7 protein-coding genes, 3 tRNA genes and 3 rRNA genes are annotated in these 12,673 nt (G+C 53.0%); 10 read left to right on the forward strand and 3 right to left on the reverse strand.

Annotated elements, in window-relative coordinates:
• Nucleotides 1-28: 28 nt before the first annotated feature.
• Nucleotides 29-682: a methionine ABC transporter permease MetI gene (locus tag AFK62_RS04165; protein ID WP_012815377.1), complete on the reverse strand. Its 654-nt coding sequence runs from the start codon at nt 680-682 to the stop codon at nt 29-31.
• On the reverse strand, nt 675-1,706 hold the full coding sequence (metN, locus tag AFK62_RS04170) for a methionine ABC transporter ATP-binding protein MetN (protein ID WP_032984480.1): 1,032 nt from the start codon (nt 1,704-1,706) through the stop codon (nt 675-677). The genes AFK62_RS04165 and metN overlap by 8 nt, the downstream gene beginning before the upstream one ends.
• Nucleotides 1,707-1,896: 190 nt before the next feature.
• Between metN and gmhB the strand changes: the two genes are divergently transcribed.
• The 7 genes from gmhB (at nt 1,897) to AFK62_RS04205 (ending at nt 8,043) form a co-directional block, all read left to right on the forward strand.
• Complete coding sequence (gene gmhB, locus AFK62_RS04175) at nt 1,897-2,457, forward strand: D-glycero-beta-D-manno-heptose 1,7-bisphosphate 7-phosphatase (RefSeq protein ID WP_007674146.1); 561 nt, start codon at nt 1,897-1,899, stop codon at nt 2,455-2,457.
• Between the two features lie 379 nt (nt 2,458-2,836).
• A 16S ribosomal RNA gene (locus AFK62_RS04180) occupies nt 2,837-4,376 on the forward strand.
• Nucleotides 4,377-4,445: 69 nt separating this feature from the next.
• Nucleotides 4,446-4,522: transfer RNA gene (locus AFK62_RS04185), tRNA-Ile, on the forward strand.
• 34 nt (nt 4,523-4,556) lie between these two features.
• A tRNA-Ala gene (locus tag AFK62_RS04190) sits at nt 4,557-4,632 on the forward strand.
• Between the two features lie 168 nt (nt 4,633-4,800).
• A 23S ribosomal RNA gene (locus AFK62_RS04195) occupies nt 4,801-7,705 on the forward strand.
• Nucleotides 7,706-7,796: 91 nt separating this feature from the next.
• A 5S ribosomal RNA gene (rrf, locus tag AFK62_RS04200) occupies nt 7,797-7,912 on the forward strand.
• Together the 16S, 23S and 5S rRNA genes with 3 tRNA genes alongside form the textbook arrangement of a ribosomal RNA operon.
• Before the next feature lie 54 nt (nt 7,913-7,966).
• Nucleotides 7,967-8,043 (forward strand) — tRNA-Asp (locus tag AFK62_RS04205).
• Nucleotides 8,044-8,716: 673 nt separating this feature from the next.
• Here AFK62_RS04205 and yafC read toward each other — a convergent pair.
• Nucleotides 8,717-9,604 carry a DNA-binding transcriptional regulator YafC gene (gene yafC / locus AFK62_RS04210; RefSeq protein WP_053531731.1) on the reverse strand — a complete coding sequence of 296 codons (888 nt, stop codon included), beginning with the start codon at nt 9,602-9,604 and terminating at the stop codon, nt 8,717-8,719.
• 101 nt (nt 9,605-9,705) lie between these two features.
• Here yafC and AFK62_RS04215 point away from each other — a divergent pair, with 101 nt between their 5' ends.
• The 3 genes from AFK62_RS04215 (at nt 9,706) to AFK62_RS04225 (ending at nt 12,656) form a co-directional block, all read left to right on the forward strand.
• Nucleotides 9,706-10,881: an MFS transporter gene (locus AFK62_RS04215; protein WP_053531732.1), complete on the forward strand. Its 1,176-nt coding sequence runs from the start codon at nt 9,706-9,708 to the stop codon at nt 10,879-10,881.
• Between the two features lie 130 nt (nt 10,882-11,011).
• Nucleotides 11,012-11,815 carry an endonuclease/exonuclease/phosphatase family protein gene (locus AFK62_RS04220; RefSeq protein ID WP_032984072.1) on the forward strand — a complete coding sequence of 268 codons (804 nt, stop codon included), beginning with the start codon at nt 11,012-11,014 and terminating at the stop codon, nt 11,813-11,815.
• Between the two features lie 70 nt (nt 11,816-11,885).
• Nucleotides 11,886-12,656 (forward strand): class I SAM-dependent methyltransferase, encoded by a 771-nt coding sequence (locus AFK62_RS04225; RefSeq protein WP_007666568.1) that lies wholly within the window; start codon nt 11,886-11,888, stop codon nt 12,654-12,656.
• The last annotated feature ends 17 nt before the right edge of the window (nt 12,657-12,673 follow it).

Genomic DNA, 12,673 nt, shown 5'->3' on the forward strand with positions numbered 1-12,673 from the left:
GAAAAGTATATTGATGTTGTGTGTAACGTTACTTGTGAGTGACAGCCCGGACGATACGATCGCCTGAGAATTGAATTAAATACACCAGGACCACGAGTAATACTAATACGGTATTCATCACGGTCGCGTTATAGCCGATATAACCGTACTGGTAGCCAATCTGTCCAAGACCGCCGGCGCCGACCGCGCCGCCCATGGCGGAGTAGCCTACAAGCGTAATCAGCGTGATGGTGGCGGCATTAACCAGGCCCGGCAGTGCTTCCGGCAGCAGAACCTTGCGGACGATTTGCATCGGCGTGGCGCCCATCGCGCGTGAGGCTTCGATAAGACCGGAGGGGATCTCCAGCAGGGCGTTTTCGACCATGCGAGCGATAAACGGTGCGGCGCCGACGGTCAGTGGCACAATGGCGGCCTGCAGGCCGATGGACGTGCCAACGATGGTGCGGGTAAAGGGGATCATCCAGACCAATAAAATAATGAAAGGAATGGAGCGGAAGATATTGACCAGCGCAGAGAGAATGCGATAGAGCTTCGCGTTTTCGATGATCTGACCGGGACGCGTGACATACAGCAGTACGCCAACTGGCAGGCCAATCACAAACCCGAAGAAGCCGGAAACAAAGGTCATCGCCAGCGTTTCCCAGATGCCGCGCACCAGTAACCACATCATTGCTTCAGACATAACCCAGAACCTCTACTTTTACATGATGTTGTTGCAGGTAAGCGATGGCCGCTTGTGTTTCTTCCTGTGTGCCGTGCATTTCCGTCAGCATAATGCCGAATTTCACGCCACCGGCGTAATCCATCTGCGCGCTGATAATGTTGTTGTTCACATTGTAGCGACGTGCGGTTTCGGAAAGGAGCGGGGCGTCGACCGACTGGCCGGTGAATTCAAGGCGCAGCAGCGGTACGCGATTGTCAGCAGACTGTTGATTAAGACGCTGGGCATAATCTTCCGGGATATCGAGATGCAGTGTGGACTGAATAAACTGCTGAGCCAGCGGCGTCTTTGGATGCGAGAACACTTCGCTGACGCTGTCCTGTTCGATGAGTTCGCCGTTACTGATGACCGCCACGCAGTCACAGATACGCTTAACGACATCCATCTCATGCGTAATAAGAAGAATGGTCAGACCGAGACGACGATTAATATCTTTTAAGAGTTCCAGTATGGAGCGCGTGGTCGCCGGATCCAGAGCACTGGTGGCTTCGTCGCACAGCAATACTTTAGGATTGCTCGCCAGCGCTCGGGCAATAGCCACGCGCTGCTTCTGACCGCCAGAAAGGTTTGCCGGGTAGGCGTCTTGTTTTTCGCTCAGGCCAACCAGCTCCAGCAGCTCGTTAACGCGGCGTTTGATTTCTTCGCGCGGCGTATTGTCCAGCTCCAGCGGAAGCGCGATGTTGCCAAAAACAGTACGCGATGCCAGCAGATTAAAATGCTGGAAAATCATGCCTATCTGGCGACGGGCTTTGGTTAGTTCGGATTCAGAAAGCGCGGTCAGCTCCTGGCCGCCGACCTGCACGCTGCCCTGCGTTGGACGCTCAAGCAAGTTGACGCAGCGGATAAGCGTACTTTTACCGGCACCGGAGGCGCCAATCACGCCATAAATCTGTCCGGCCGGAACATGCAGGCTGACATTATTCAACGCCTGAATGGTGCGATTTCCCTGCTGGAACACTTTGGTGATATTCGACAGTTTGATCATCTGGTTATTTATTATCTTATGCGAGTTAGCCGTGGCATTTTGTTCTGCCATATACGGACGGTGACCGTAAACGGAATGGATGGTAAGGCATCCAGACGTCTAAATCAATCTGACTGTCTGCAATGAGCGCTTTCTCCGTCCAGGAATCATGCGATACTAGTTAGCATTATTTAAGGCAGGAGTTTTTCAGGTGGCTAAATCTGTACCGGCAATTTTTCTCGACCGCGACGGCACAATTAATATCGATCACGGTTATGTCTCTGAGGTTGACCGCTTCGAGTTTATCGAGGGCGTTATTGATGCGATGCGCGAACTGAAAGCGATGGGGTTCGCGCTGGTGCTGGTGACTAATCAGTCCGGCATTGCGCGCGGTAAATTCACCGAAGCGCAGTTCGAGCAACTGACGGAGTGGATGGACTGGTCGCTGGCTGACCGCGGCGTTGATCTGGATGGCATCTATTATTGTCCACATCATCCTGAGGGCGCCGTTGAAGAGTTTCGTCAGAACTGCGATTGTCGTAAGCCGCAACCGGGTATGCTGATTTCCGCACGCGATTTTCTGCACATCGATATGGAGGCTTCCTATATGGTGGGCGACAAATTAGAAGATATGCAGGCTGGCGCTGCGGCGGGTGTGGGCACAAAAGTACTGGTTCGCACCGGCAAACCTGTGACGGCGCAAGCAGAAGCAGCGGCGGATTGGGTGTTAAATAGCCTGGCTTTGCTACCGGAAGCTATCAAAAAGCGCTAAAAATGAGCGTGATGATGAAAAGGTGAGCGGTTGTGATTTTTTTTTAGTTTTCCGCTTGCCATTACTTCTGAGCTCCCTATAATGCGCCTCCATCGACACGGCGCTGATGCGAAACATCACACAGCGACGGTAAGTCGGAAAGAGAAAAACCTGAAATTAAGGGTTGACTCTGCAGGAGGAAAGCGTAATATACGCCACCTCGCGACAGCAGGCTGTAAGCCGCGTCGCACCGCTCTTTAACAATTTATCAGACAATCTGTGTGGGCACTCGGGGCACTGATATCTTAACGTCTTCGGACGATAAATGAATATCAAGTCTCAAGTGAACAACAGTTAATTCATTACGAACTAACAGTTTAATTCTTTGAGCATCAAACTTTAATTGAAGAGTTTGATCATGGCTCAGATTGAACGCTGGCGGCAGGCCTAACACATGCAAGTCGAGCGGTAGCACAGAGAGCTTGCTCTCGGGTGACGAGCGGCGGACGGGTGAGTAATGTCTGGGAAACTGCCTGATGGAGGGGGATAACTACTGGAAACGGTAGCTAATACCGCATAACGTCGCAAGACCAAAGTGGGGGACCTTCGGGCCTCATGCCATCAGATGTGCCCAGATGGGATTAGCTAGTAGGTGGGGTAAAGGCTCACCTAGGCGACGATCCCTAGCTGGTCTGAGAGGATGACCAGCCACACTGGAACTGAGACACGGTCCAGACTCCTACGGGAGGCAGCAGTGGGGAATATTGCACAATGGGCGCAAGCCTGATGCAGCCATGCCGCGTGTATGAAGAAGGCCTTCGGGTTGTAAAGTACTTTCAGCGAGGAGGAAGGGAGTGAGCTTAATACGCTCATTCATTGACGTTACTCGCAGAAGAAGCACCGGCTAACTCCGTGCCAGCAGCCGCGGTAATACGGAGGGTGCAAGCGTTAATCGGAATTACTGGGCGTAAAGCGCACGCAGGCGGTTTGTTAAGTCAGATGTGAAATCCCCGGGCTCAACCTGGGAACTGCATTTGAAACTGGCAAGCTTGAGTCTCGTAGAGGGGGGTAGAATTCCAGGTGTAGCGGTGAAATGCGTAGAGATCTGGAGGAATACCGGTGGCGAAGGCGGCCCCCTGGACGAAGACTGACGCTCAGGTGCGAAAGCGTGGGGAGCAAACAGGATTAGATACCCTGGTAGTCCACGCCGTAAACGATGTCGACTTGGAGGTTGTGCCCTTGAGGCGTGGCTTCCGGAGCTAACGCGTTAAGTCGACCGCCTGGGGAGTACGGCCGCAAGGTTAAAACTCAAATGAATTGACGGGGGCCCGCACAAGCGGTGGAGCATGTGGTTTAATTCGATGCAACGCGAAGAACCTTACCTGGTCTTGACATCCAGAGAATCCTGCAGAGATGCGGGAGTGCCTTCGGGAACTCTGAGACAGGTGCTGCATGGCTGTCGTCAGCTCGTGTTGTGAAATGTTGGGTTAAGTCCCGCAACGAGCGCAACCCTTATCCTTTGTTGCCAGCGGTTCGGCCGGGAACTCAAAGGAGACTGCCGGTGATAAACCGGAGGAAGGTGGGGATGACGTCAAGTCATCATGGCCCTTACGACCAGGGCTACACACGTGCTACAATGGCGCATACAAAGAGAAGCGACCTCGCGAGAGCAAGCGGACCTCATAAAGTGCGTCGTAGTCCGGATTGGAGTCTGCAACTCGACTCCATGAAGTCGGAATCGCTAGTAATCGTGGATCAGAATGCCACGGTGAATACGTTCCCGGGCCTTGTACACACCGCCCGTCACACCATGGGAGTGGGTTGCAAAAGAAGTAGGTAGCTTAACCTTCGGGAGGGCGCTTACCACTTTGTGATTCATGACTGGGGTGAAGTCGTAACAAGGTAACCGTAGGGGAACCTGCGGTTGGATCACCTCCTTACCTGAAAGATACAACCTCGTAGTGCTCACACAGATTGTCTGATAGAAAGTAAAGAAGCAAAACCTCTACAGGCTTGTAGCTCAGGTGGTTAGAGCGCACCCCTGATAAGGGTGAGGTCGGTGGTTCAAGTCCACTCAGGCCTACCAACTCCCCACGGAGTTGCTGAGGTTTAACTACGATGGGGCTATAGCTCAGCTGGGAGAGCGCCTGCTTTGCACGCAGGAGGTCTGCGGTTCGATCCCGCATAGCTCCACCATCACTTCAGAGTGTACTCACTGAGTATACTGCGAAGTATTTGCTCTTTAACAATCCGGAACAAGCTGAAAATTGAAACAGACACGCTGTTGCATTCTTCCGTAATCAGGAATGCGCGGTGTGTCAGAGTCTCTCAAACTCGCAGCACGAAGACTTCTTCGGGTTGTGAGGTTAAGCGAACAAGCGTACACGGTGGATGCCCTGGCAGTCAGAGGCGATGAAGGACGTGCTAATCTGCGAAAAGCGCCGGTAAGGTGATATGAACCGTTATAGCCGGCGATGTCCGAATGGGGAAACCCAGTGCAATTCGTTGCACTATCTCAGCATGAATACATAGTGCTGTGAGGCGAACCGGGGGAACTGAAACATCTAAGTACCCCGAGGAAAAGAAATCAACCGAGATTCCCCCAGTAGCGGCGAGCGAACGGGGAACAGCCCAGAGCCTGAATCAGTTTGTGTGTCAGTGGAATGGTCTGGAAAGGCCGGCGATACAGGGTGACAGCCCCGTACACGAAGGCACACAGGTTGTGAGCTCGATGAGTAGGGCGGGACACGTGATATCCTGTCTGAAGATGGGGGGACCATCCTCCAAGGCTAAATACTCCTGACTGACCGATAGTGAACCAGTACCGTGAGGGAAAGGCGAAAAGAACCCCGGCGAGGGGAGTGAAACAGAACCTGAAACCGTGTACGTACAAGCAGTGGGAGCCTTCGTAAGAGGGTGACTGCGTACCTTTTGTATAATGGGTCAGCGACTTATATTCTGTAGCAAGGTTAACCGTATAGGGGAGCCGAAGGGAAACCGAGTCTTAATTGGGCGTTAAGTTGCAGGGTATAGACCCGAAACCCGGTGATCTAGCCATGGGCAGGTTGAAGGTTGGGTAACACTAACTGGAGGACCGAACCGACTAATGTTGAAAAATTAGCGGATGACCTGTGGCTGGGGGTGAAAGGCCAATCAAACCGGGAGATAGCTGGTTCTCCCCGAAAGCTATTTAGGTAGCGCCTCGTGAACTCATCTTCGGGGGTAGAGCACTGTTTCGGCTAGGGGGCCATCCCGGCTTACCAACCCGATGCAAACTGCGAATACCGAAGAATGTTATCACGGGAGACACACGGCGGGTGCTAACGTCCGTCGTGAAGAGGGAAACAACCCAGACCGCCAGCTAAGGTCCCAAAGTCATGGTTAAGTGGGAAACGATGTGGGAAGGCCCAGACAGCCAGGATGTTGGCTTAGAAGCAGCCATCATTTAAAGAAAGCGTAATAGCTCACTGGTCGAGTCGGCCTGCGCGGAAGATGTAACGGGGCTAAACCATGCACCGAAGCTGCGGCAGCGACACTTATGTGTTGTTGGGTAGGGGAGCGTTCTGTAAGCCTGCGAAGGTGTGCTGTGAGGCATGCTGGAGGTATCAGAAGTGCGAATGCTGACATAAGTAACGATAAAGCGGGTGAAAAGCCCGCTCGCCGGAAGACCAAGGGTTCCTGTCCAACGTTAATCGGGGCAGGGTGAGTCGACCCCTAAGGCGAGGCCGAAAGGCGTAGTCGATGGGAAACAGGTTAATATTCCTGTACTTGGTGTTACTGCGAAGGGGGGACGGAGAAGGCTATGTTGGCCGGGCGACGGTTGTCCCGGTTTAAGCGTGTAGGTGTGTGTTCCAGGTAAATCCGGTTCACTTTAACACTGAGGCGTGATGACGAGGCACTACGGTGCTGAAGTAACAAATGCCCTGCTTCCAGGAAAAGCCTCTAAGCATCAGGTAACACGAAATCGTACCCCAAACCGACACAGGTGGTCAGGTAGAGAATACCAAGGCGCTTGAGAGAACTCGGGTGAAGGAACTAGGCAAAATGGTGCCGTAACTTCGGGAGAAGGCACGCTGACATGTAGGTGAAGCCCCTGCGGGTGGAGCTGAAGTCAGTCGAAGATACCAGCTGGCTGCAACTGTTTATTAAAAACACAGCACTGTGCAAACACGAAAGTGGACGTATACGGTGTGACGCCTGCCCGGTGCCGGAAGGTTAATTGATGGGGTTATCGCAAGAGAAGCTCCTGATCGAAGCCCCGGTAAACGGCGGCCGTAACTATAACGGTCCTAAGGTAGCGAAATTCCTTGTCGGGTAAGTTCCGACCTGCACGAATGGCGTAATGATGGCCAGGCTGTCTCCACCCGAGACTCAGTGAAATTGAACTCGCTGTGAAGATGCAGTGTACCCGCGGCAAGACGGAAAGACCCCGTGAACCTTTACTACAGCTTGACACTGAACATTGAGCCTTGATGTGTAGGATAGGTGGGAGGCTTTGAAGCGTGGACGCCAGTCTGCGTGGAGCCAACCTTGAAATACCACCCTTTAATGTTTGATGTTCTAACCTGGCGCCGTGATCCGGCGTGGGGACAGTGTCTGGTGGGTAGTTTGACTGGGGCGGTCTCCTCCCAAAGTGTAACGGAGGAGCACGAAGGTCAGCTAATCCTGGTCGGACATCAGGAGGTTAGTGCAATGGCATAAGCTGGCTTGACTGCGAGAGTGACGGCTCGAGCAGGTGCGAAAGCAGGTCATAGTGATCCGGTGGTTCTGTATGGAAGGGCCATCGCTCAACGGATAAAAGGTACTCCGGGGATAACAGGCTGATACCGCCCAAGAGTTCATATCGACGGCGGTGTTTGGCACCTCGATGTCGGCTCATCACATCCTGGGGCTGAAGTAGGTCCCAAGGGTATGGCTGTTCGCCATTTAAAGTGGTACGCGAGCTGGGTTTAGAACGTCGTGAGACAGTTCGGTCCCTATCTGCCGTGGGCGCTGGAGAATTGAGGGGGGCTGCTCCCAGTACGAGAGGACCGGAGTGGACGCATCACTGGTGTTCGGGTTGTCATGCCAATGGCACTGCCCGGTAGCTAAATGCGGAAGAGATAAGTGCTGAAAGCATCTAAGCACGAAACTTGCCCCGAGATGAGTTCTCCCTGAGACTATAAGTCTCCTGAAGGAACGTTGAAGACGACGACGTTGATAGGCCGGGTGTGTAAGCGCAGCGATGCGTTGAGCTAACCGGTACTAATGAACCGTGAGGCTTAACCTTACAACGCCAAAGAAGTCTGGCGTGTTGAGAGACAATTCAGCTTGTGACGGATAAAATCCTGTGGCCGGAAGGCGGCGGGAAACAGAATTTGCCTGGCGGCTGTAGCGCGGTGGTCCCACCTGACCCCATGCCGAACTCAGAAGTGAAACGCCGTAGCGCCGATGGTAGTGTGGGGTCTCCCCATGCGAGAGTAGGGAACTGCCAGGCATCAAATTAAGCAGTAAGCCGGAACAATAATCCGGTGGTGTGAAGAAATTCGGTGGAGCGGTAGTTCAGTCGGTTAGAATACCTGCCTGTCACGCAGGGGGTCGCGGGTTCGAGTCCCGTCCGTTCCGCCACTTATTAAGAAACCCTGAGTTAACACTCAGGGTTTTTTTTCGTCCCTGTCTTTAGTCCCTGTCTTTATTATCGCTTATCAAGCCAAAAATCATGAAGTTGTTGCTGTTTTCGCTTAAATATGCAAGGCGGGTCCTCATTACCCCCTTATAGGATGCGCTCGAATGAGATTACCGCGCTCTCAATACTGCACAGATCTACCGTAATGAAGCGGCGAGCGGACTGGCTATTCAGGGAGGCGGTATTGCACGCTTAACTTCACCATTGAACGTATGCAGCAGGCAATCAATACGATTGGGGGAGCACATCGCGACCAAACAGAATGAAATATTTCCATGCCAGCATAACCCTAAGCTCATAGAATAGGCGCAGGTCATTCATATAACATCTTACATGACGCTGCTTATGGGAAGACGATAAAAGATGAGGTCACAGGGCCGATAACGCACAAGCATCAGCCCACTCCCGCACAGGTCATTCTAAGATGGGCGATGTCGCCTGGCTCTGCGGTCATTCTTTCTTCGCTGAAGCGACAGAACCAGAAACAATTCAGGCGCATTGATCTGCAACTGGCTACCTATGCTATGCAAGCTATTGCCGGGTTGAACGTCATGAATGTTTGGTCAATCCTGAAGGCAATGCCCTGACAAATATTAATGCATAGCTCCTGAAGGACTATTTTTTTATCTGCTCACTGAGAAAATCGATAAAAGCCCTGATACGCGTACTGACCGCGCGATCGCTGTAATATACCGCGCTGAAAGGCATCTCTACCGGTAATCGGTGTTCCGCTAACAACTCTATCAACTCTCCCCGTTCCACTTCTTTATCAATCATATAGTCTGACAGACAGGCAATACCATTGCCGGTCAAACATAACTGCTTAAGCGTCTCTCCACTATTTGAGGTCATGCCAGGGGTTATTTCCAGAAGTTGTCCATCATCACAGGCAACAGGCCAGGTGTTCAGAGACAGAGGCTCCGTAAAACCCAGACAGACATGGTTTTTGAGATCGCAAATTGCTGACGGCATGCCATACGACTCAAGGTAATCGGGGGCAGCCACTATTTTTCGGTAACTGGTAAAGAGGGGTCTCGCTCTCAGGCTGGAGTCAGTCAACGTACCTGCGCGGATCGCCACATCGACTTTTCGCTCAATAAGATTAATAAAGGTTTCAGAGGAGACAAGAGAAAGCGTGACTTCCGGGTAACGTTCACGAAAAGGTTTAATGACAGGCATCAGTAAATGCAGGATAACCGGTGTTGCGGCATCAATCCTCAACAGTCCGCGCGGCGTTTGTCGGCTCTCCATAAGTTCTGTCTCGGCCGATGCCATTTCCTGTAGAACCTGCTGTACCCGGCGAAAATAACGCTCGCCTTCTTCTGTCAGACTTAGTTGCCGCGTGGTTCGGTTGAGCAGACTCACACCAAGTTTCATCTCCAGTTTTTTTACCGCCCGGCTTACCGCCGAATTCGCCAGATTCAACCGTTCTGCTGCCCGACTAAAGCTCCCGCTTTCTACCACAGCCACAAAGATAATAAGTTCATCAGAAGACGCTTTCATTATTGCTCCAGAAGCAAAATTATATTGAGACTTTATATATTTTTGTTATTTAAACACAGCGCCATACTGCACGCCATCAATGACACCGTATGGAGTAAATTATGCCGCTGGCATTACTTGCATTAACCATTAGCGCCTTTGCAATAGGTACGACAGAATTTGTTATCGTGGGTCTGGTACCGACTATTGCGCAGCAACTCTCTGTGACACTGCCTTCCGCTGGTCTGCTGGTTTCCGTTTATGCGCTTGGCGTCGCTGTTGGTGCGCCTGTCCTGACGGCACTTACTGGCACCATGCCCCGTAAGCAATTGCTAACAGGACTAATGGTGCTCTTTACCATCGGGAATCTACTGGCATGGCTTGCGCCTGACTACGAGACGTTGATACTGGCGCGTCTACTGACAGGTCTTGCGCATGGCGTCTTCTTCTCGGTTGGTTCGACTATCGCCACCAGTCTGGTTCCGAAAGAAAAGGCCGCTTCAGCGATTGCAATTATGTTCGGCGGGCTGACGGTCGCGCTGGTTACAGGTGTACCGCTCGGCACATTTATCGGGCAGCATTTCGGCTGGCGTGAGACTTTCCTTGCAGTTTCGGCATTGGGCGTGGTGGCGCTGGTTAGTAGCTTGATCCTCGTGCCTAAAGAGATCCCACGCCGGGCAGTGGCGGATCTGCGCGATCAGTTAAGCGTATTAACACACCCGCGTCTGTTGCTGATATATGCCATTACCGCACTCGGTTACGGTGGCGTTTTTACTGCCTTTACGTTTCTTGCGCCCATGATGCAAGAGCTGGCGGGGTTCTCACCCGCCGCGGTGAGCTGGATCTTGCTGGGTTACGGCATAGCGGTCGCGCTTGGGAATATCTGGGGCGGTAAACTGGCTGACCGGTACGGAGCTGTCTCTGCGCTCACGCTGATTTTCGCTGCGCTGGCAGTGCTATTGCTGATTTTCCAGTTCACGGCCACCATGCACTATGCCGCGCTGGTAACGGTGCTCATCATGGGGATCTTCGCCTTCGGTAATGTGCCAGGGCTGCAGGTTTATGTCGTTCAGAAGGCTGAGCAGTACACGCCCAATGCAGTAGATGTCGCCTCCGGCCTGAATATAGCCGCGTTTAATGTTGGGATTGCGCTAGGCTCTGTTATTGGCGGCCAGACGGTGCTCGCCTTCGGCTTATCACAGACACCGTGCACAGGGGCTTTCATCGTTGCTGTCGCGCTGATTTTAATTATCTGGAGCGGCAGAATGGATAAACGAGCCAGCCTTAAACTGGCCTGATAACACGAGGCGCTAAGATTAAGCGCCTCGTGCTGCTTTCACCCGGTCATTGCATCTGTGAGCTAAAATCCCTATAACTGATAAAGGTCGCTTATCTTGCGAACACATCTACAGGGGTTAGCAGCGAAACGTGCGAAAAAATACTTATGCCATGCGCTATGTCGCCGGTCAGCCAGCAGAACGCATACTGGCACCAGGATCGTTTGCGAGTATAGGAAAGGCATTGCCCGCCGGAGAACCCTTGCCCGGAAACGGTGCGCTCAGAGTGCTGGTCTGGAATATCTTCAAACAGCAACGCGCTGACTGGCTTTCGGTCCTGCAAAACTTCGGCAAAGAAGCACACCTCGTGCTGTTGCAGGAAGCGCAGACGACGCCTGAACTGGTGCGCTTTGCCACATCCAATTATCTGGCAGCCGATCAGGTACCCGCGTTTGTGCTGCCACAGCATCCGTCTGGCGTGATGACGCTCTCCGCTGCGCATCCAGTCTACTGCTGTCCGCTGCGCGAGCGTGAGCCCATCCTGCGTCTCTCTAAGTCTGCCCTGGTGACGGTCTATCCTTTGCCTGATGGCCGTCTGCTGATGGTGGTAAACATTCACGCAGTGAATTTCAGTCTGGGTGTGGATGTCTATAGCAAACAGTTAGGGCCTATCGGCGACCAGATTGGCCACCACAGCGGCCCGGTCATTATGGCAGGCGATTTTAACGCCTGGAGCCGTCCGAGAATGAATGCGCTGTATCGCTTTGCGCGTGAGATGTCGCTGCGTGAAGTGCGCTTTACCGATGATCAGCGCCGCCGCGCCTTTGGTCGCCCGCTCGATTTCGTTTTTTATCGCGGTCTTGCGGTGCAGGAAGCTTCCGTACTGGTGACCCGCGCCTCCGATCACAACCCGCTACTCGTCGAATTCAGTCCCGGCAAACCTGAGCAGAAGTAGGGTGTGTCAGGTCTGCCGTTGGGCAGACCCTGTGCCTGCCCTCTCTTTTACTCAACGCAAGGACATGACAATGGCAACACGCTCCCACCACGACCACGTAGAAGAACAATTCGGCTCACAGGCGAAGGCCTATTTAACCAGTCAGGTACATGCCTCAGGCCGTGACCTGCAGCGCTTGCGGGAGCGGCTGGCCGCGTCTCCCCAGGCAAGCGTGCTTGACCTGGGCTGTGGGGCAGGGCATGCGAGCTTTATCGCTGCCGAACAGGTTCGTGACGTCGTCGCGTATGATTTATCTTCTTCCATGCTCAAGGTAGTCGAAGAGGCAGCCCGCGAACGCGGTTTCAACCATCTTTCAACGCAACAGGGTTATGCCGAATCACTGCCCTTTGCAACAGAAAGCGTAGATATCGTCATTAGCCGTTATTCAGCGCACCACTGGCACGATGTCGGCCAGGCGCTGCGCGAAGCGAAGCGTGTTCTGAAGCCTGGCGGCACGATGGTCATGATGGATATTCTCTCGCCTGGTCACCCGGTACTGGATATCTGGCTGCAGACAGTTGAGGCGTTGCGCGATACCTCGCATGTTCGTAATTACGCAAGCGGTGAATGGTTGTCGATGTTTAATCAGGCGGGGCTTATTACACAAGAGGTCTGTACTGATAGGCTGGTGCTGGAGTTCAGCAGCTGGATTGCGCGTATGCGTACGCCTGATGTTTTCGTGCAGGCTATTCGTGCCTATCAACAAAGCGCGTCGGCGGAGGTACAACGGTATTTCGCGCTGCAGGAGGATGGATCCTTTACCAGCGACACCATTATGATCGAGGCGAAGAAACCCGCTTAACGCAGATAACGAAAAAG

The sequence above is a fragment of the Cronobacter condimenti 1330 genome, from assembly GCF_001277255.1.
In the GTDB taxonomy this organism is placed as follows: domain Bacteria; phylum Pseudomonadota; class Gammaproteobacteria; order Enterobacterales; family Enterobacteriaceae; genus Cronobacter; species Cronobacter condimenti.

What these genes read in the sequence shown, in the direction of transcription:
- AFK62_RS04165 (WP_012815377.1), bottom strand. Translation starts at nt 682, where the DNA reads ATGTCTGAAGCAATGATGTGGTTACTGGTGCGCGGCATCTGGGAAACG.
- yafC (WP_053531731.1), bottom strand. Translation starts at nt 9,604, where the DNA reads ATGAAAGCGTCTTCTGATGAACTTATTATCTTTGTGGCTGTGGTAGAA.
- AFK62_RS04215 (WP_053531732.1), top strand. Translation starts at nt 9,706, where the DNA reads ATGCCGCTGGCATTACTTGCATTAACCATTAGCGCCTTTGCAATAGGT.
- AFK62_RS04225 (WP_007666568.1), top strand. Translation starts at nt 11,886, where the DNA reads ATGGCAACACGCTCCCACCACGACCACGTAGAAGAACAATTCGGCTCA.
- metN (WP_032984480.1), bottom strand. Translation starts at nt 1,706, where the DNA reads ATGATCAAACTGTCGAATATCACCAAAGTGTTCCAGCAGGGAAATCGC.